We start from the raw sequence: 18,298 nt of genomic DNA on the forward strand, positions 1-18,298 counted from the left end.
CCTCTCCACACAGGAAAAATCAAAGCCAGGCAGCGTCCCATAATGGGTAGTCACCAATATTTTCGACCAGGCCCGCTCGCAATGGGTTGGCGATGATGTAGCGAGCAATTTTGCGAAGGTCTTCATCGGTCCGCACTGCTCGGTCATGGTAGCCAAGTTGCCAGAACCGCTCTTTGCTGCCGCGTGCGCGATTAATGGTGAGGGTGCTTCGGGATTTGGTACGCCCCACAACTTGCGATAATTTTTTGTCTTGCAGCTCAAATAGCCAATGAAAGTGATCAGGCATGACGACCCATGCCAGAGAGTCGACCATGCCCAATTCATGGGTCTTCCTGAACTCTGCTACCAGTAGTCGTCCCAAATGGAAGTCGTTGAACAGGGGTTGCCGATTGTGGACCACAGCGGTAATCAGATAAGGACGACCAGATTCTGAATGCCGACCACGGCGTAACAGATGAGAGTTGGGCTGGTGAAGCATTCCGTTGCTCCTTGATGGGATGTAGTCAATTGAAGCTAGCAGCTGCTGTGGAGTGCTCTCTTGCAGTTCAGTGTCAGTGTGTTTCCCACGACGGCATTTGGGGCTTGTTGTGGAGAGGAGGCTTGTCTGGGCTGAGGTGGACTTGTCTGTGGTGAGGTGGACTTGTCTGTGGTGAGGTGGACTTGTCTGTGGTGAGGTGGCTTGTCTGTGGCGAGGGGGCTTGTCCCCCGTTGGGCTGCGCAGCAGCCCCAGTAAACACACCGCATTTCTTCAGGAAGATACTCATGGCAGGTTTCGGGGCTGCTGCGCAGCCCAACGGGGGACAAGCCCCCTCGCCACAGACAAGCCACCTCACCACAGACAAGCCCCCTCACCACATATAACCCCGCCACATAACCCCCAACCGTCGAGCTAGAGCCTCCCCCACCCGTAAATCCGCCAAAGGTAGGGGCATGACGCTGCACCATTACCGTGCAATACTCGCCGCCGTTTGGTGGCGATGATTCCTACGCTAACCAGGTAATGCTCCTCCGCCAAAGGCGCTTTTGCCGAGAGTTCTCGCTGAATCTTGCTGTTTATAGAGTGAAAACCCCTGGGTTTAGCTTTTTATACTGCACCCCCGCTGATCTGGCCCGGCCAGACCGTTTTACCCAAAAGGTGAACCGGAAACGGTACGCCATGGCAGACCCGCCATGACGCTCCGGACTCGGTGGCTCATATCCAATAACAAGACGAGGTTGTATCCCTATGCCCGCTGGCAATCACCTGCCCCAAGGCGAGACCGCTCAGGGCGGTCCGCTGAAACGCGAACTTGGCGAACGGCATATTCGCCTGATGGCCCTCGGCGCCTGTATCGGTGTCGGCCTGTTCCTCGGTTCGGCCAAGGCCATTGAAATGGCCGGCCCGGCAATCATGCTGTCCTACATCATCGGCGGCCTGGCGATCCTGGTGATCATGCGCGCCCTCGGCGAGATGGCTGTGCATAACCCGGTGGCCGGCTCCTTCAGCCGCAACGCTCAGGATTACCTCGGCCCGTTGGCAGGCTTTCTCACCGGCTGGAACTACTGGTTCCTGTGGCTGGTGACCTGTGTCGCGGAAATCACCGCCGTCGCCGTCTACATGGGCGTGTGGTTCCCCGATGTGCCGCGCTGGATCTGGGCCCTCGCGGCGCTGGTCAGCATGGGCACCATCAACCTGATCGCGGTCAAGGCGTTCGGTGAGTTCGAGTTCTGGTTCGCGCTGATCAAGATCGTCACCATCATTGCGATGGTGATCGGCGGCGTCGGCATCATTGCCTTCGGTTTCGGCAACGATGGCGTGGCGCTGGGGATTTCCAACCTGTGGACCCACGGCGGCTTTATGCCCAACGGTGTGCAAGGCGTGTTGATGTCCCTGCAAATGGTGATGTTCGCCTACCTGGGCGTGGAGATGATCGGCCTCACCGCCGGTGAAGCGAAGAACCCGCAGAAGACTATCCCCAGTGCCATCGGTTCGGTGTTCTGGCGCATTCTGCTGTTCTACGTCGGTGCGCTGTTCGTGATCCTGTCGATCTACCCGTGGAACGAAATCGGCACCCAGGGCAGCCCGTTTGTGATGACCTTTGAGCGCCTCGGCATCAAGACTGCCGCTGGCATCATCAACTTTGTGGTGATCACCGCGGCATTGTCGTCGTGCAACGGCGGCATCTTCAGCACCGGGCGCATGCTCTACAGCCTGGCGCAGAACGGGCAGGCTCCGGCCACATTCGGCACCACGTCGAGCAACGGCGTGCCACGCAAGGCGCTGCTGCTGTCGATCTTCGTGCTGTTGCTGGGCGTGCTGCTCAACTACATGGTCCCGGAAAAAGTCTTCGTCTGGGTGACGTCGATCGCCACCTTCGGCGCGATCTGGACCTGGCTGATGATCCTCCTGGCCCAGCTCAAGTTCCGCAAGAGCCTGACCCAGGCCGAACGTGACGGCCTCAAATACCGCATGTGGCTGTACCCGGTCAGTTCGTATCTGGCGCTGGCGTTTCTGGTGCTGGTGGTGGGCTTGATGGCGTACTTCCCGGATACCCGCGTGGCGCTGTATGTCGGCCCGGCGTTCCTGGTGATGCTGACGGTGTTGTTCTACGTGTTCAAGTTGCAGCCGACCCAAGCGGCAGCACGTACGGCGAGCTGATAGTCCTGCGCTCAACAAAAAGCCCCTTTCGGGGCTTTTTGTTTTTCAGGCGGTGGCGGGAGGTGCCGGTTGGGTGAGCCGTTTGTTCAAATCCAGCCAGGCCCCCAGCAGCGCCATCAGCCCGGCGCCTACCAATGCGGTGAAGATTTGCATGGCGAAGGCATCGCCGGTGATCGCATTGATCATGTCCGCCAGCGGTGCCAGCAGCACCCCCAGGCAGAACACCTCCAGGGAGTAGCGGCCCATGCGGCAGGTTTGCTGCGCCAGCCAGTTTTGCGTCCAGGCGTGGCCGGGTAACAGCTTGGCAGTGACATAGGCCAGGGCCAGAAAATGCAGCAGACGCACCGGCGACAGGTCGGTTTTGCTGATGGGGTACAACAGGTCACTGAGTGCCGACGGCATCAGCGCATCGTGGATTTCCGGCCAGCGCCACGAGAGCGTGAGAACCCCCGCCACCAGCGCATATGCCGCCGCAGCGACGAACAGCGGCTGACGCAGCAGGCGTCGGGTTTCGACGGGACGTGGTTGCCCGGCATGAATCGCCGCCGCGCCGCCCAGCACAAACAGCAACTGCCAGGTCACCGGATTGAAGTACCACACGCCGTCGGCAATCGCCGCCAGGTTCCAGCCCAGGTGCGGGGCCAGCAAGTACACCGCCAGCGAAACAGCCACCACCGCCCAGGTCTTGCGCAAGAGTAACGGCAACACCAGCGGCAGGCAGCCCAGCAGCACGATGTACAGCGGCAGCGGGTCCATCAGGTTGGGCTTGAAGCGCAGCAGCAGTTCATCCATCAGGGCTTGCTGGGGATGGGTGACGAAGTGCGTCAGGCCCATCTCTTCAACGAGGTCGCGGGTTTCCACATGGCTGTTGGCGAAGAACACGATGCCCATCAGCATTGCCAGCAGGAAGATGTGCACCACGTACAGCACCCAGGTGCGCCGCCAAATCTTCACGCAGGCGATCAGATAACCGTCGCGCTGCAGGATCTTGCCGTAGGCCAGCACTGCCGCATAACCGGCCAGGAACACGAAGACTTCCGCCGCGTCGCTGAAACCGAAGTTGCGCAGGGTGATCTGGCCCAGAGGGTTGTGGGGCACGTGATCCCAGAAAATAAAGATCAACGCCAGGCCCCGAAAAAAATCGATGCGCGGGTCGCGTCCGTTCAACATGGCAGCGGGCTCTTGAACAAGGGGTTTAGTAATGACAAGTGGACGACGGCTTCAGTCGAGCCGTACGTCGGGCGGGCGCAGGTTGGCGGTATTTGTAAGCAATTGCAAAGCTGAGTTTTTTGCTGAATGTCTCATCGCTTCGTTTAAACGTCGATGATCACCAGCGTGCCGTGGCTGCCAGGCAGCACCGCGTGGGCAATACCGGCTTCCACCAGGTACATCTGCCCGGCGCCGACGTCGATGGCCTCCTCGCCGATGGACAGGCGCAAACGGCCGTCGATCACCAATAGGCCTTCGTTGTAGTCGTGGGTTTCTTCTTCATAGGCCTGCGCGTCCATACGCAACACCTTGATCCGCGCCGGGCCGACCTGGCCCAGGCGGGTGGATTTCCAGGTGTCCGGCAGTTGTGTGGCGATGGCGGTGAAATCCAGTAACGGCATGGTGAAGCTCCTTGTTTCAACGATGCCGTTCGGTGGTCCGGTTCAGCGGGAAAGGGGATGGTTTAGAACGCGTCCATCAGCAAAACCCGGCAGGGTTTGGCTTCATATTGGTTGATCTGCGGCACCAGACGGGTGAAGTGTTCCGTCTGGCAGTGCGCATCCAGCGCGGCCTGGTCGGGCCATTGCTCGATAAAGATAAAGTGCCCGGGGTTTTTCTGGTCGACGAACAGGTCGTAGGCAATGCACAGCGGTTCCTGGCGGGTTTTCTCTACCAGTTCGGCGTACCACGGGCGCACGGTGTCGAGGTGTTCGGGTTTGATGAAGTCTTCGGCAATGACTTTCAGCATCGTATCGTTCCGTTAAAAGGATTAAGCCGCCGCTATTTCATTCGGCTCAAAACTGTCCGCCCGCGCCATCTGCCACATGCGCGAATAAAACTCGCCGTTCACTTCGCCGGTGAGCAACTCACCTGGCTTGAGGAACACATGCAGCTGCGAGAACAACTTGATCTCGGTGGCCGACATGCGCCGCACCAAGTGCTTGGCCGACAGTTGCGACGGGTGATCGAGACCGGCGGCGGCGAGCATTTCGGCCAGTGCCTTCAGGGTGTTGCGGTGGAAGTTGAACACGCGCTGGGCCTTGTCCGGCACCACCAGTGCGCGTTGGCGCAGTGGGTCCTGGGTGGCTACGCCGGTCGGGCATTTGTTGGTGTGGCAGCTTTGCGACTGGATGCAGCCAATGGCGAACATGAAACCCCGCGCCGAGTTGGCCCAGTCGGCACCGATGGCCAAAACGCTGGCGATGTCGAACGCGCTGACGATCTTGCCGCTGGCGCCGAGTTTGATCTTGTCCCGCAGGTTCAAGCCCACCAGGGTGTTGTGCACGAACAGCAGGCCTTCGCGCAGCGGCACGCCGATATGGTCGGTGAACTCCACGGGCGCGGCTCCGGTGCCGCCTTCCTTGCCGTCCACCACGATGAAGTCCGGGAGGATGCCCGTTTCGAGCATGGCCTTGGCGATGCCCATGAATTCCCACGGGTGGCCCAGGCAGAACTTGAAGCCCACCGGTTTGCCGCCCGACAGCTCTCGCAGTTGGGCGATGAACTGCATCATTTCGATCGGGGTGGAAAACGCACTGTGGCGCGACGGCGAGATGCAGTCTTCGCCCATCATGATGCCGCGGGTCTCGGCGATTTCCCTGGTGACCTTGTGCTTGGGCAGGATCCCGCCGTGGCCCGGTTTGGCGCCTTGGCTCATCTTGATTTCGATCATCCGCACTTGCGGGTTCTGCGCCTGCACCGCGAAACGTTCCGGGTCGAAAAGGCCGGCGCTGGTGCGGCAACCGAAGTAGCCGCTGCCCAGTTCCCAGGTCAGGTCGCCGCCGTTTTCCCGGTGATACGGGCTGATGCTGCCTTCTCCAGTGTCGTGGGCGAAATTGCCGAGCTTGGCACCCTGGTTGAGGGCGCGAATCGCGTTGGCGCTCAACGAGCCGAAGCTCATGGCCGAGATGTTGAACACCGAGGCCGAGTACGGCTGTGTGCACTGCGGGCCGCCGACGATCACGCGAAACGCGCTGGGGTCGCTCAACGGCGCAGGGCGCATGGAGTGGCCGATAAACTCAAAGCCGGACTGGTACACGTCGATCAGCGTGCCGAAGGGTTTGTCGGCGCTTTCGTTCTTGGCGCGGGAATAGACCAGCGAGCGCTGGGCCCGGGAAAAGGGCAGGGCGTCGCTGTCGGATTCCAGCAGGTATTGGCGGATTTCCGGACGGATACCTTCCACCAGGTAACGGATATTACCCAGGATCGGGTAGTTGCGGCGCACCGCGTGGGGGCTTTGCAGCAGGTCGAAAATGCCGATCAGGCTGAGAATGCCGGTGACCATCGCGATCGGCCACAGCCATTCGTGTTCGATAAACGGCATGCTGGCGAGGGTGAAAATGACGCAGACGGCAAAGAACGCGTAACGGCTTAACAAGGACAGGCTCATACAGGGTTCCTTAGTTTTTATCCTGTAGCAGCAAGCTTGCTCGCGAAGGTCGTTAACGATAGCGCGGGTTGTCTGGATGACCGCGGTGCATTGACGTTTTTCGCGAGCAAGCTCGCTTCTACAGGGCTCGATCAGGCGTTTTGCGCCTGCAGAAAAATCGAGAACAGCTCCGACTGGGATTTGATCCCTAGCTTGCTGTACATGTGCTTTTTATGGACTTTCACGGTTTCAACAGAGATTTCCAGCTTACGAGCGATTTCCTTGCTGGAGCAACCACTGAGCATCAAACGGCCCACATCCAGCTCCCGCGCGGTGAGTTGCGCGCCCCAGCCATCGTTGTGGATCGGCGGCTCCGGGGCGCTTACCTGGTTGAGTTCATGGGGCAGGCGTTGGCGCAGCAAGCTCAATACCCACGGCTGGATCAGCGACAGCAGGGCAATCTGCTGCGGGTCAAAGCGCTGTTTGGAGCCCAGGGACAGGCATAAGGTTCGCCCGTCCGGCTGCTGGCAATTGAACTGGATTTCATCGGCCACCACGTTCAACCGGAAGTAGCGCTGGTAGTACTCGGTCAGCTCGAAATGCTCCGGGGCCACTTCTGCCAGGCGAAACAGCCCGGTGCGCGAGTGCTCGCGGCTGGCGATGTAGAAGGGGTCGAGCAGGTATAAACCGTTGAGGTAATCCTGGAACAGATGGTCCGGCTCACCGTCCTGGCCCGGGCATTCGGCGAACACCAGGGGCTTGTGCTCGCTGCTGAACAGCAGTACCACCCAACTGTCGAACGGCACATATTGGTCCAGCAACCGGACCAGCTGCGTCCAGAAATTCGGCTGGTCCAGGGCGTCTATCATTTGCCCCACCGAACGGTGCCAGGCGATGTCTTCCAGCGACAATGTCATGCATCTACCCCCATAGGGTTAACCCGGCTGCGTAATTTCCCGAGTGTTCGCGGCTGCGCATACTGCGCCACAGATAAAGAACAAGGAATCACCATGAAGGTCGAATTTGCCCAGCTGGCAGGCCGCGATAACGGCACAGCTTACAACCTTGAGCGCGCGTTGGCGGCAATTGCTGCGTGTGCGGCGGATACCCAATTGGTCGTATTCCCGGAAACCCACCTGATGGGCTTCCCGACCGCCGACACCGTGGCCGATGTGGCCGAGCCGGTGGAAGGCCCCGCCGTCCAGGCGATTATCCAGGCGGCGCGCGCGCGCAATATCGCGGTTGTCATCGGCATGGCCGAGAACGACGCCGGCCAGTTCTATAACACCACCTTGATGATCACCCCGGACGGCATCGCCCTGCGTTATCGCAAGACCCACTTGTGGGCCTCGGACCGCGGCGTGTTCACCCCGGGCGATCGCTACGCCACCTGCGAGTGGAACGGCGTGCGCGTGGGCCTGTTGATCTGCTACGACATCGAATTCCCGGAAACCGCCCGCGCCCTGGCGCAGTTGGGCGCTGAAGTGTTGATCGTCACCAACGGCAACATGGACCCGTACGGCCCCACCCACCGCACCGCGATCATGGCCCGCGCCCAGGAAAACCAGGCGTTTGCGCTGATGGTCAACCGGGTGGAAGAGGGCGATGACGGCCTGATGTTCGCCGGTGGCAGTGCATTGGTGGACCCGTTTGGCACGTTGCTGTTTGAAGCCGGGCGCGAGGAAGGGCAGTTCAGCGTTGAACTGGACCTGGGGCAACTGGCGGCGGCGCGACAGGACTATCGCTACCTGGATGACCAGCGCTTGAAATTGCCGGGGGAGGTGATTGAGCGCGAGGACGGGGCGCGGGAGTTGTTGATCCCGAAACCCTGACCCCGATTCCTGTTGTGAAGGTGCTTGTTGTGGCAAGGGGGTTGTCCTGTGGCGAGGGGGCTTGTCCCCCGTTGGAGTGCGAAGCGCTCCCGCTTTTTCTTGGGGCCGCTTCGCAGCCCAACGGGGGACAAGCCCCCTCGCCACAGAAGCTGCACTCACCACAGGAAGCTGCACTTCATTTCAAAACTGTTCTAACCATAAAAATTATTGCTCCTGCTGCACCGACTTCAGTTCTGCCATAAATCTAATAATCGCGCGGAGAATCGCTCATGGCTCGTTTGCAACGCACCCTGTCGTTAGGGTCGGTGGTGCTGTTTGGCATCGCCTATATGACACCGATCATTGTCCTGGGCACCTTCGGTATCCTGGCGCAATCCACCGCCGGGATGGTCCCGGCCGCTTACCTGGCCGCGCTGGTGGCGATGTTCTTCACCGCCATGAGCTACGGCCGTATGGCCTCGGCGTTCCCGGTGGCCGGTTCCGCCTACAGCTACGTGCGCAAGGCCATCAGCCCCAAGCTCGGGTTTATCGCCGGGTGGGCGGTGTTGCTCGACTACCTGTTCCTGCCGATGGCCATCTGGCTGATCGGCGCAGCCTACCTGCATTCGGCCTTCCCGGCGGTGCCGCAATGGGTCTGGGTACTGGCGTTTATCGGGGTCACCAGCGTGATCAACATCATTGGCCTGAAACTCGCCAACGGCATCAACGCCTTGCTGATGCTGGTGCAGTTCCTGGTGCTGATCGCCTTCGTCGCGCTGTGCATCCACTACATCGGCGGTGATGCGAGCAAGCCGCTGTGGACCGTCACTCCGTTCTTCAACGGCCAGATGCAAATGCCGTTGATCATGAGCGGCGCGGCGATCGCCTGCTATTCGTTCCTGGGCTTTGATGCGGTCAGCACCCTGACCGAAGAAACCCGCGACCCTCGCCGCACCATTCCCCGGGCGATCATGCTGATCACCCTGATCGGCGGGCTGATCTTTGTCGGTGTGTCGTACTTCGTGCAGATCGCCCATCCATCGTTCGAATTTACCGACGTGGATTCCGCAGCCTACGAGATTGCCCGCAACATTGGCGGCGACCTGTTCGTGTCGATCTTCCTGATCGGCCTGATCGTCGGCCAGTTCGCCTCGGGTTTGTCGGCCCAGGCCAGTGGTTCGCGCTTGCTGTTTGCGATGGGCCGCGACGGGGTGTTGCCCAAATCGTTCTTCGGCACCTTGCATGCACGCTTCGGCACGCCGGTGAACAGCATCCTGCTGTGCGCGGTGGTCGCCTTGCTGGCACTGAAGCTGGACGTCACCACCTCCACCTCGTTCATCAACTTCGGCGCGTTCCTGGCTTTCAGCCTGGTGAACCTGTCGGTGATCTTCCACTACTGGATCGGCGCGAAGCAGCGCGGGTTGCGGGAGCTTGTGTTGTTCCTGGTGTTCCCGATCATCGGCCTGGTGGCGGATTTGTGGTTGATGGTCAGCCTGGATCACCTGGCGATCTACCTGGGCCTGAGTTGGTTGGCGATTGGCCTGGTATACCTGGGTTTCCTGACGCGGGGTTTCTCCCAACAGCCACCGGAAATGGACTTCCAGGAAGCCGCATAGAAGTTCGGGGTCTATTCTTATTGCAATCGGTTCTCGTTTTGGTGCGTCATTTGTGTTACTGTATAACACTCGATGTTCACCCAGACGCCCCGGAGGCCTTATGAAACCTGGTATCCACCCCGACTATCGCACCGTGTTGTTCCATGACACCGCCGCCGACGTTTTCTTCCTGATCGGTTCCACCGTGGACACCGACCGCACGCAAAAACACAGCGACGGCAACACCTACCCTTACGTGCTCCTCGACGTGTCCAGCGCCTCACACCCGGTGTACACCGGCCAGCAGCGCAAGACCCAATCCGAAGGCCGCATCGCCGGCTTCAACAAGCGGTTTGCGTCGTTTGGTTCGAGCCCGAAGAACGCCGAAGCCTGAGCCTGTCCCCTGTAGAGGTTTGCCTTTACAGGGGATCTGTCGTCTGGCGAATCGGCAACACCACCCGAAACGTCGTGCCTTTGCCGACTTCGCTGTTCACAGAAATAGTCCCGTGATGCTTCTTCACAATCCCATACGACAGTGACAACCCCAACCCCGTCCCTTCGCCCACCGGCTTGGTGGTGAAGAACGGATCGAAGATTTTCTGCACGCTCTCCGGCGCGATTCCGCAGCCGGTGTCCGCCACTTCCAGCCAGACCTTGTCGCCCTCCACGCCATTGCTGAGGGTGATGGTGCCGCGTTCCGGGCCCATCGCCTGGGCGGCGTTGATCACCAGGTTCATCACCACCTGATTGAGCTGCGAGGCCAGGCATTCAATGTCTGGCAGCACCTGGAAATGCTTGACCACATCGGCCTTGTACTTGAGTTCGCTGGCGACGATATTCAGGGTTGAGTCGATGCCGTGTTGCAGGTTTGCCCACTGCCATTTCTCGTCGTTGTCGACCCGCGAGAAATCCTTCAGGTCCTTGACGATCTGCGCCACGCGACCAATACCATCCTTGGATTCGAGAATCAGAATCGGGATGTCCTCCTTGAGAAACTCCAGGTCCAAGGCCTTGCGCAGGCTTTGCAATTGCGTCAGGCATTCGCCGGGTGCGAGGGCTTCTTCGGCCTGCCGATAGGCGTCGAGCATCTGCTGCAACTGTTTGAAGTAGCCGTCCAGGGTGCTCAGGTTGGAGGAGATGAACCCCACCGGGTTGTTGATTTCATGGGCCACCCCCGCTGCGAGCTGGCCCAGGGACGCGAGCTTTTCCGACTGCACCAATTGGCTTTCCAGTTGCTTGCGTTCATCGATTTCCAGCTGCAGCGCCTGGCTGGCCAAGGTCAACGCCTGGGTGCGTTGCTCCACCAGATGTTCCAGGTGACTGGTTTGCAGGGACGCACGCCGGGCCATGTCCCATTTGGCGGCGAGGGTGTTGGCCATCTGTTGGACTTCGATGTTGTCGAAAGGCTTTTTCAGGATCAGCAGACGGTCATGGGCCTGCAGGCGAAACAGCAGTTCTTCCCAGGAGTAATCGGAGTAGGCGGTGCACACCACCACTTGCAGTTGCGGGTCGACTTTCCATAATTCTTCGATGGTTTGCGCGCCGTCCCAGCCCTGGGGCATACGCATGTCGACAAAGGCCAGGGCGTAGGGGCGCTCTTGTTGCGTGGCCTGGCACAGCAGCTGCAATCCTTCCTTTCCGCCGTAGGCCGAATCCAGTTCAAAAGCCTGGGCCTGGGGTTTGACGCTGGCGCCAAACAGGGCCGTTTCCATCTCGTCCAGTTCCAGGTTCGCGTCCACGGGCGGCATCAGAATCTTGCGAAAGTCTTCATGAATCGACGGGGTGTCATCGATCAATAAAATGCGCCGGTTGGGTGCTTGATTCATGCTCATGTCCGTGCGGGTTCCAGTGGAATATGCAGGGTGAACAGCGCGCCTTTGCCCGGGCCGTCGCTGTGGGCGGTGAGGCGGCCCTTCATTTCCAGGGCGGCCAGGGCGCAGCTGTGCAGGCCAAAGCCGTGGCCTTCCTTGCGGGTGGTAAAACCGTGGGTGAAGATTCGCGTCATGTTTTCCGCGGGTATGCCTTCGCCTTCGTCCTTGACGCTGATCTGCAAGGTCCCGTCGTCCAACGGCATTACCGTCAGGGTCATTTTCCGGGTGCGATCGGTGAGGTTGGACATGGCGTACTTGGCGTTGCTGATCAGGTTCACCAGGATCAGCAGCAACCGATGCTTGTCGGCCATGATCTCGGGGACGTCGTGGTAGTCCTTGACCACCGTCACATGGTGGCGGCTCAGGGCCCCGGAATTCATGCGCAGGGCATCTTCCATCAACGCGCTGATATGCACCGGCTCCAGCAGCGTGGATGCGCCGGCGTAGGACTGCTGGGTGGAAACAATATCCTTGATGTGGTCGACGCTTTTGCTCAGTTGCGCCAGTTCCTCGGTGAGGCCCTGCTGTTCAGTGGCGATGGCTTCGACCAACTGGTTCAGGTAATCGGGCAGCAGCTTGCCTTTTTCATCCTCGGTGAGGAAGGTGCCCAGGTCGCGGCGGTGTTCATTGATCAATTGCATGGCCTTGCCCAGCCCCAACGCCTTGCTGGTGCGCAGCTTGCGCGTCACCAGCTCGGCCGAGATATTCACGCTGTTGAGCACGTTGCCGACGTTGTGCAGCACGTTAGTCGCAATTTCCGCCATGCCGGCCTGGCGGGCGCTGTCCATGAGTTCACTTTGGGCATCCTTGAGTTCCCGGGTACGTTCCTCGACACGTTGCTCAAGGCTTTCGTTGACCACATGCAAGGCCCGGTTGACCCGGTTGATCTCGGCGAAACTGCGCAACAGGCGAATCGCCAAGTACAGCAGCAGTGCCACCAGCAAGGTGGAAAACACCAGCAGGTAGCGATGGTATTTCTGGTCGAGCAGGTCAGACGCGGTCTGGTCCTGATTGAGCTGGTTGGTGAGGTCGTCCAGGCGTTCGGCCAGCGGCACGGCGGCGATGCGTTCGAGCAGGTCGTTGACCAAGGGTTGTTCCCGCAGGATCAGCGCAATGTGATTGCTGAGAATTTCCACCGGCACCTGGAACGACTCGGGCAGGCTCAGTTTATTGATCGCCAGCGTGTTCAGGCCCACCAGAATGTCGGCGGCCTTGTCGTCGCTGGTCACCTGGGCGAATTCGAGGCTGCTCAGGAGCACGTCGTAGGTGTCGGTGGCGATGCTTTGCTGGAGCAGTTTGTCGGCGTTGGTGAGTGCCAGGAACTGCGCCTGGATATCGTCTTCGGCGGTGGGCAGGAAGGCCAGGGAGTTGCGCAGCACGGCGTTATGGGACTTGAACTGGTCCACCAGCCGGGCTTTTTCGTCGATCGCCTGGCGATAGGCGTCCTGGCCGGCCTGCCAGCGGGCGGGGTCTTCGTGACGGTGCTGCGATTCGCGCTGCTCAAGGCTGACCCACAGGCGGTTCATCTCGGTGAGGGGCGCGACCAGTGGGTCGTAGTTGTGGGTCAGGGCAATCCGGGCCTTGAGTACTTCACTGTCCCATTGTGAGTTCAGTTGCTTGATTTCGCGGATCAGGTCGCGGGATTCGGTGTAGGTGCTGGTCTTGTCGCTCGATGACTTGAGGTACAGGAATACCAAAGTCGAGGCGAGTATCAGGGTCATGGCGCTGAGCATGAATTGGGTGGCGCGGCGGGAGAGCCTCATAGTGGTTTGCCTGCCCATTCGCCGGTCAGGGTTTTCAGGAACAGCACGATCAAGGTCTTGTCTTCAGCCGAGGGAATGCGCCCCAGCTGGTACTTGAACATCACGTCGACGGCTTCTTCGAGGGTCTTGGCCGAAGCGTCGTGAAAGTACGGGGCGGTGACCGCCACATTGCGCAGGCTGGGCACCTTGAACACGTTGCGGTCTTCCTCGTCCTTGGTCAGCAGGTAGCGTCCCAGGTCGGCTTCGGTGGGGTTGCCACGGGCCTTGAAGTAGTCATCCATCACGCCGAATTTCTGGTACATGTTGCCGCCGATATTGGCGCCCTGGTGGCAGGCGATGCAGCCGTACTCCTTGAAGCGCTGGTAGCCGTATTTTTCCTTGAGGGTGAGGATGTCGGTGTTGCCTTGCAGGTATTGGTCGAAGCGCGAATTGGGCGTGAGCAGGGTACGTTCATAGGTCGCCAGGGCATTTTGCACAGTGGCGGGCGTGATGCCGTCGGGGTAAATCTGCCGGAACGTCGCCTGGTAGTGAGGAAGTGCCGACAAGGTTTGGATCACGGTTTTCCAGTCGTTGCCCATTTCCATGGGGCTGGTGACCACTTGTTCGACCTGTGCCTCCAGGGTGTCGACCCGTGCGTTCCAGAATTGCTTGAAGTTCAGGCTGGCGTTGAACACGGTCGGGGTGTTGAGCGCCACCGGCTTGCCGTCGAACCCCAGGGAAAACGGCTGATTGTCGACGCCGCCGGTTTGCAGGTCATGGCAGCTGGCGCAGGACTTGGTGTTGTTGACCGACAGTTGTGTTTCATTGAACAACTGGCGCCCCAGCTCCACCGTTGCCGGATCCAGTTGCGGTATTGGCGGCAGCGACTTGAGTGGTTCGTCCAGCGGCGCGGCCATCACCGGCAGGCAGGTCGCCAGCCAAAACAGCGTGGCGAGCCCGGGCGCCCGTGAAGACCGGTGAACGTAGCGTGGCGTGGCGTCGCTCAAGCGATGATTCCTTGGGGCAGAACGTTATTGGCTGGGCATCAGGGTGCGTCGCCCGGCTTGCATGAACTGGGCGAATTCATCGGCGGCCACCGCCTTGCTGAACAGGAAGCCCTGTCCTTCTTCACACTGGTGGGCCTTGAGGAAGTTCAGTTGCTCAACGGTCTCCACGCCTTCGGCAATGATGTTCAGGTCCAGGCTTTTACCCAAGCTGATAATCGCGCTGATCAGTTGCGCGTCCTGGGTGTTTTTACTCAAGCCACGAATGAACGACTGATCGATTTTCAGCACATCAATCGGAAACCGCCGCAGGTAGCTGAGGCTGGAATAGCCGGTGCCGAAGTCATCCACCGCCAGGCGTACCCCCATGGACTTGATCGCCCGTAAGGTCACCAGGGTGTCTTCGACGTTTTGCATCAGCACACTTTCGGTAATCTCCAGCTCCAGCAAGCCCGGCGCGAGGTTGGTGCGCTCGAGGATGGCGGCCAGGTTGGCGATAAAATCCCGCTGGCGAAAATCGATGGCCGAGATGTTCACTGAAATACAGATCGGAGCCAGGCCGGCTGCCTGCCAGGCTTGCGCTTGCTCGCAGGCCTGGCCCAGCACCCATTGGCTCAGGAGCACGATCAGGCCGCTGTCCTCGGCCACCGGGATAAAGACCGACGGGTAGATCCAGCCGTGACCGGGCTGGTACCAGCGAATCAGGGCTTCCGCACCGACGATTTGCCCACTGCTCAAGTTCAGTTTCGGCTGGTAGTGCAGCATAAACTCGTTGCGTTGCAGGGCCAGCCGAATCGCGGTCTCCAGGCTTTGCTGTTCCTGGGCGCGGCGGTTCATGTCATCGATGAAAAAGCTGAAGTCATTCGGGCCATGATCCTTGGCGGCGTGCATGGCAGTTTCGGCTTTCTTGATCAATTCCACGGCGCTGAAGCTGTCGTTGGGGTAAATGCTGATGCCCAGGCTGGCGGTGACGCTCAGGTCGTGGCCGGCGACGTAGCGGATGTGACTGACGGCCTTGAGGATTTTTTCAGCGATGTGCTGGGTTTGCTGAGGATGATGAACGTCGTTGAGGATCAGCACGAACTCGTCGGAGCCGTAGCGAAATACCGAGTCTGACTCGCGCACCGTCGCCACCAGGCTTTGGCTGACTTGCTTGAGCACTTCATCACCCACCGGGTGGCCCAGAGCGTTATTGATGCGCTTGAAGCGGTCCAGGCCGATAAACATCACCGCCAACTGGGTGTCATGGCGCCGGCAAGCGGCGATGGCCTGGGTCAGCCGGTCCCCCAGCAGCGTGCTGTTGGGCAGGTCGGTGAGGGCGTCGTATTGCAGCAGGTGCGAGACCTTGAGCAGTTCCTGCACCCGTTCCTCCACCGTACGCTCCAGGCCCATCAGCTTGAGGGCAGCATCCTGTGCAAGCTGCCATTTCCAGGTCAGGGCACTGGCCATCTGGCGGATTTCGAGGTTGTCGAAGGGTTTTTTCAGGATCAGCAGTTGGTCGTCGTATTTGAGGCGCGCTTCGATGGCTTCGAAGGAATAGTCGGAGTAGGCCGTGCACAAGGCGATTTGCAGGTGGGGGTCGACAGCCCACAGTTGCTCGATGGTCTCCAGCCCGTCCCAGCCCGGCGGCATGCGCATGTCGATGAAGACCAGGGCGTAGGGAGTGTTGGCGGCCAAGGCCTTGGTCACCAGGTCCAGCGCTTCCTGGCCTTGGTAGGCCGAGTCCAGCAGGAACGTCTGGCGTGCGGCCGGGGCGGTACCGAACAGGGTCTCTTCGATGCTGTCCAGGGATTGGCCGCCGTTGGGGTCGGCTTCGAGGATCTTGCGGAAGTCTTCGTGGATCGACGCGGTGTCGTCGACGATCAGGATCCGCCGGTTGGCCCTCGCGGAGCGCGGGTTCACGAGCGGTTCCGGGACGCGCTCAACTGCATATTCTGGCGCATATGGCTTCCTTACCTTAAGTGCATCGGTAAACAGGGGCGGTCATGGGCTTCTTGCCACAAGCATAGTTGGCTCCCTTGAATAAGTCGGCCAGTTGGCGTCAAATCAACGCCAGTAACCCCGCATTCATCTAGCGCTCAATGCTCCAGCAAGTACAGCGATTGATGACGACGGGCGCGCAATGGTGCAATTTTGTGTCATTGAAAGGAGGTGTCGCCATGGACGAGCAACTTGCTACGACTGCCCCCTACACCCCCACGATTTTGCTGGTCGACGACGAAGAGTCGATCCTCAATAGCCTGCGCCGTTTGCTGCGAGGCCAACCCTATGACGTGCTGCTGGCCGGCAGTGGCGCCCAGGCCCTCGAAATCATGGCCGCGCGGCCCATCGACCTGGTCATGACCGACGCCCGCATGCCGGCCATGGACGGCGCGATGCTGCTGGCCGAGACCCACCGGCTGTACCCGGCCACCACGCGCATCCTGCTGACCGGCTACGCCGACATGAGCATGATGATCAAGGCGATCAATGAAGGGCAGATCCACCGCTATATCAGCAAACCCTGGAATGACGAGGAAATGCTCCTGACCCTGCGCCAGTCCCTGGAGCACCAGCATTCCGAGCGCGAGCGGCTGCGCCTTGAGCAACTGATCCGGGAGCAGAACGACCAGTTGAAAGCCCTTAATGCCACCCTGGAAAAACGCGTGGTGGCGCGCACCTCCGAGCTGCAGCAGACCGCCGACATGCTCGACCTGGCCTACGATGAACTCAAACGCAGCTACGTAACCGGCACCGAGGTGTTTTCGCTGCTGGCCAACCTGCGGCTGCCCAAGGAAAAACAGACCAACCGCCAACTGATCGAACTGATCCGCGTGTACTGCAAGTTCCAGCCCATGGACGAAGCCAGCGCACGCGACCTGACCATGGCTGCCGCGCTCTACAACATCGGCAAGTTAAGCTGGAGCGACAGCATGATGGTCTCTCCCAGCGACCTGCTGCACAGCACCGACCGTGAGCGTTATCGGGCGTATCCGACCCAGAGCGAATCGTTGCTGATGACCCTCGAACCGATGAAAGACGCGGCACGCTTGATCCGCCATCACCAGGAACGCTGGGACGGCACTGGCTTTCCCGACCACCTCAAGGGCGACGCAATTCCTGAGGGCTCGCGCCTGTTGAAACTGGCGGTGGATTTCATCGAATTGCAACGCGGCTTGATCCTCGAGCGGCAGATGAACAGCGATGAAGCGCTGCTCTACATCCGCAAATACGCCGGGCGCCTGTACGACCCGGAGATGGTGGAGGACTTCATCCAGGCCTGCGCCGCGTTCCTCAGCGACGTGACCCTGGGCGATCCTACGGTGAAAGTCCTGACTACCCGCGAACTGGCCGAAGGCATGGTGCTGGCGCGCAACCTAAACGCCGACAACGGCATGCTGCTGCTCAACGCCGGCAAGGTGTTGAACCTGCCGCTGGTGGACAAACTGATTGCGTTTGAGGCCATGGAAGGCGCGAAGTACAGCGTGTTTATCAAGGAGCCGGATGAAGCGCTGCTTTCGGGTTGAGGCTGGTTCATGGGATCCTTGCACCTTTGTATTCAAGGCAACCTTTCCATGACCTCCACCATTCGCATCGCCGCCGCCCTGTTGATCGGCAGCGACGGCCAGACCCTGCTGGTACGCAAGCGCGGCACCCAGGCCTTCATGCAGCCAGGCGGCAAAATCGACGCCGGTGAGCAACCTGCCGAGGCTCTGGTCCGTGAGCTGCACGAAGAACTGGGCCTGCGGATTGACCCGGCGGCAGCGGTGTACCTGGGCCAGTTTTCGGCCCCGGCGGCGAATGAGCCGGGGTTTGTGGTGCAGGCCGAGTTGTTCCAGGTGCACATCGACGTGGCGGTGACACCGGCTGCCGAGATTGAAGAAGTGCGCTGGATCGACCCGGCCGGCGACGGCGATTTGCAGCTTGCGCCGCTGACTCGGGATTTGATTCTGCCGTTCTACCGCGCCTCGTTGATCCCAGCCTGATCCGGGATTAGGGGGCTTGTCTGTGGTGAGTGGGGTTGCCCTGTGGTGAGGGAACCTTTGTGGCGAGGGGGCTTGTCCTGTGGTGAGTGGGCTTG

Annotated in this window: 16 protein-coding genes and 2 pseudogenes; 6 read left to right on the forward strand and 12 right to left on the reverse strand. The window is 60.2% G+C overall.

Annotated elements, in window-relative coordinates; translation table 11 throughout:
* Nucleotides 1–19: 19 nt before the first annotated feature.
* Complete coding sequence (locus SNL23_RS11405; protein WP_318302287.1) at nt 20–478, reverse strand: REP-associated tyrosine transposase; 459 nt, start codon at nt 476–478, stop codon at nt 20–22.
* 747 nt (nt 479–1,225) lie between these two features.
* Here SNL23_RS11405 and SNL23_RS11410 point away from each other — a divergent pair.
* Nucleotides 1,226–2,638, forward strand: coding sequence for an amino acid permease (locus SNL23_RS11410; protein WP_318302288.1), 1,413 nt, complete (start codon nt 1,226–1,228; stop codon nt 2,636–2,638).
* A 45-nt stretch (nt 2,639–2,683) separates the two neighbouring features.
* Here SNL23_RS11410 and SNL23_RS11415 read toward each other — a convergent pair whose 3' ends face one another.
* The 5 genes from SNL23_RS11415 to SNL23_RS11435 form a co-directional block, all read right to left on the reverse strand.
* Nucleotides 2,684–3,808: an OpgC family protein gene (locus SNL23_RS11415; RefSeq protein WP_076015628.1), complete on the reverse strand. Its 1,125-nt coding sequence runs from the start codon at nt 3,806–3,808 to the stop codon at nt 2,684–2,686.
* Between the two features lie 143 nt (nt 3,809–3,951).
* Nucleotides 3,952–4,248 carry a cupin domain-containing protein gene (locus SNL23_RS11420; protein ID WP_076015627.1) on the reverse strand — a complete coding sequence of 99 codons (297 nt, stop codon included), beginning with the start codon at nt 4,246–4,248 and terminating at the stop codon, nt 3,952–3,954.
* A gap of 62 nt (nt 4,249–4,310) precedes the next feature.
* A complete protein-coding gene (locus SNL23_RS11425; protein ID WP_167662830.1) occupies nt 4,311–4,595 on the reverse strand; it encodes a putative quinol monooxygenase in 285 nt (94 codons plus the stop codon).
* 21 nt (nt 4,596–4,616) lie between these two features.
* The gene (locus tag SNL23_RS11430; protein ID WP_318302289.1) at nt 4,617–6,236 is read right to left on the reverse strand and encodes an FMN-binding glutamate synthase family protein; all 1,620 of its coding nucleotides are present in this window, start codon (nt 6,234–6,236) and stop codon (nt 4,617–4,619) included.
* A gap of 131 nt (nt 6,237–6,367) precedes the next feature.
* Nucleotides 6,368–7,132 carry a helix-turn-helix transcriptional regulator gene (locus SNL23_RS11435; protein ID WP_076015624.1) on the reverse strand — a complete coding sequence of 255 codons (765 nt, stop codon included), beginning with the start codon at nt 7,130–7,132 and terminating at the stop codon, nt 6,368–6,370.
* Between the two features lie 93 nt (nt 7,133–7,225).
* Between SNL23_RS11435 and SNL23_RS11440 the strand changes: the two genes are divergently transcribed.
* The 3 genes from SNL23_RS11440 (at nt 7,226) to SNL23_RS11450 (ending at nt 10,015) form a co-directional block, all read left to right on the forward strand.
* Complete coding sequence (locus SNL23_RS11440; protein WP_318302290.1) at nt 7,226–8,047, forward strand: carbon-nitrogen hydrolase family protein; 822 nt, start codon at nt 7,226–7,228, stop codon at nt 8,045–8,047.
* 269 nt (nt 8,048–8,316) lie between these two features.
* On the forward strand, nt 8,317–9,642 hold the full coding sequence (locus SNL23_RS11445) for an APC family permease (RefSeq protein WP_318302291.1): 1,326 nt from the start codon (nt 8,317–8,319) through the stop codon (nt 9,640–9,642).
* Nucleotides 9,643–9,742: 100 nt separating this feature from the next.
* On the forward strand, nt 9,743–10,015 hold the full coding sequence (locus tag SNL23_RS11450) for a type B 50S ribosomal protein L31 (protein ID WP_076015621.1): 273 nt from the start codon (nt 9,743–9,745) through the stop codon (nt 10,013–10,015).
* Nucleotides 10,016–10,040: 25 nt separating this feature from the next.
* Here SNL23_RS11450 and SNL23_RS31520 read toward each other — a convergent pair whose 3' ends face one another.
* From SNL23_RS31520 to SNL23_RS11470, 6 genes and pseudogenes are all read right to left on the reverse strand, one after another.
* Nucleotides 10,041–10,709 carry a sensor histidine kinase gene (locus SNL23_RS31520; protein WP_412104194.1) on the reverse strand — a complete coding sequence of 223 codons (669 nt, stop codon included), beginning with the start codon at nt 10,707–10,709 and terminating at the stop codon, nt 10,041–10,043.
* 60 nt (nt 10,710–10,769) lie between these two features.
* A pseudogene (locus SNL23_RS31525) lies at nt 10,770–10,853 on the reverse strand (hypothetical protein); the annotation flags it as partial.
* A gap of 156 nt (nt 10,854–11,009) precedes the next feature.
* Nucleotides 11,010–11,453: pseudogene (locus SNL23_RS31530) on the reverse strand (response regulator); the annotation flags it as partial.
* Entirely contained in the window at nt 11,450–13,255 is a 1,806-nt protein-coding gene (locus SNL23_RS11460; RefSeq protein ID WP_076015620.1) for a DAHL domain-containing protein, read from the reverse strand. The pseudogene SNL23_RS31530 and the gene SNL23_RS11460, both read right to left, overlap by 4 nt.
* Complete coding sequence (locus SNL23_RS11465) at nt 13,252–14,181, reverse strand: cytochrome-c peroxidase (protein WP_076015695.1); 930 nt, start codon at nt 14,179–14,181, stop codon at nt 13,252–13,254. The genes SNL23_RS11460 and SNL23_RS11465 overlap by 4 nt, the downstream gene beginning before the upstream one ends.
* Before the next feature lie 84 nt (nt 14,182–14,265).
* Complete coding sequence (locus SNL23_RS11470; protein WP_076015619.1) at nt 14,266–16,140, reverse strand: putative bifunctional diguanylate cyclase/phosphodiesterase; 1,875 nt, start codon at nt 16,138–16,140, stop codon at nt 14,266–14,268.
* A gap of 257 nt (nt 16,141–16,397) precedes the next feature.
* Here SNL23_RS11470 and SNL23_RS11475 point away from each other — a divergent pair, with 257 nt between their 5' ends.
* Together SNL23_RS11475 and SNL23_RS11480 are read left to right on the forward strand one after the other, a co-directional pair.
* Nucleotides 16,398–17,744: an HD domain-containing phosphohydrolase gene (locus SNL23_RS11475; RefSeq protein ID WP_318302293.1), complete on the forward strand. Its 1,347-nt coding sequence runs from the start codon at nt 16,398–16,400 to the stop codon at nt 17,742–17,744.
* A gap of 48 nt (nt 17,745–17,792) precedes the next feature.
* On the forward strand, nt 17,793–18,203 hold the full coding sequence (locus tag SNL23_RS11480; protein WP_318302294.1) for an NUDIX hydrolase: 411 nt from the start codon (nt 17,793–17,795) through the stop codon (nt 18,201–18,203).
* Nucleotides 18,204–18,298: the final 95 nt, after the last annotated feature.

Source organism: Pseudomonas sp. SED1, from assembly GCF_034044025.1.
Classification (GTDB): Bacteria; Pseudomonadota; Gammaproteobacteria; order Pseudomonadales; family Pseudomonadaceae; genus Aquipseudomonas.

Coding starts and splice junctions, on each gene's coding strand:
- SNL23_RS11405 (WP_318302287.1), bottom strand. CDS start 478: ATGCTTCACCAGCCCAACTCTCATCTGTTACGCCGTGGTCGGCATTCA.
- SNL23_RS11410 (WP_318302288.1), top strand. CDS start 1,226: ATGCCCGCTGGCAATCACCTGCCCCAAGGCGAGACCGCTCAGGGCGGT.
- SNL23_RS11415 (WP_076015628.1), bottom strand. CDS start 3,808: ATGTTGAACGGACGCGACCCGCGCATCGATTTTTTTCGGGGCCTGGCG.
- SNL23_RS11420 (WP_076015627.1), bottom strand. CDS start 4,248: ATGCCGTTACTGGATTTCACCGCCATCGCCACACAACTGCCGGACACC.
- SNL23_RS11425 (WP_167662830.1), bottom strand. CDS start 4,595: ATGCTGAAAGTCATTGCCGAAGACTTCATCAAACCCGAACACCTCGAC.
- SNL23_RS11430 (WP_318302289.1), bottom strand. CDS start 6,236: ATGAGCCTGTCCTTGTTAAGCCGTTACGCGTTCTTTGCCGTCTGCGTC.
- SNL23_RS11435 (WP_076015624.1), bottom strand. CDS start 7,132: ATGACATTGTCGCTGGAAGACATCGCCTGGCACCGTTCGGTGGGGCAA.
- SNL23_RS11440 (WP_318302290.1), top strand. CDS start 7,226: ATGAAGGTCGAATTTGCCCAGCTGGCAGGCCGCGATAACGGCACAGCT.
- SNL23_RS11445 (WP_318302291.1), top strand. CDS start 8,317: ATGGCTCGTTTGCAACGCACCCTGTCGTTAGGGTCGGTGGTGCTGTTT.
- SNL23_RS11450 (WP_076015621.1), top strand. CDS start 9,743: ATGAAACCTGGTATCCACCCCGACTATCGCACCGTGTTGTTCCATGAC.
- SNL23_RS31520 (WP_412104194.1), bottom strand. CDS start 10,709: ATGCTCGACGCCTATCGGCAGGCCGAAGAAGCCCTCGCACCCGGCGAA.
- SNL23_RS11460 (WP_076015620.1), bottom strand. CDS start 13,255: ATGAGGCTCTCCCGCCGCGCCACCCAATTCATGCTCAGCGCCATGACC.
- SNL23_RS11475 (WP_318302293.1), top strand. CDS start 16,398: ATGGACGAGCAACTTGCTACGACTGCCCCCTACACCCCCACGATTTTG.
- SNL23_RS11480 (WP_318302294.1), top strand. CDS start 17,793: ATGACCTCCACCATTCGCATCGCCGCCGCCCTGTTGATCGGCAGCGAC.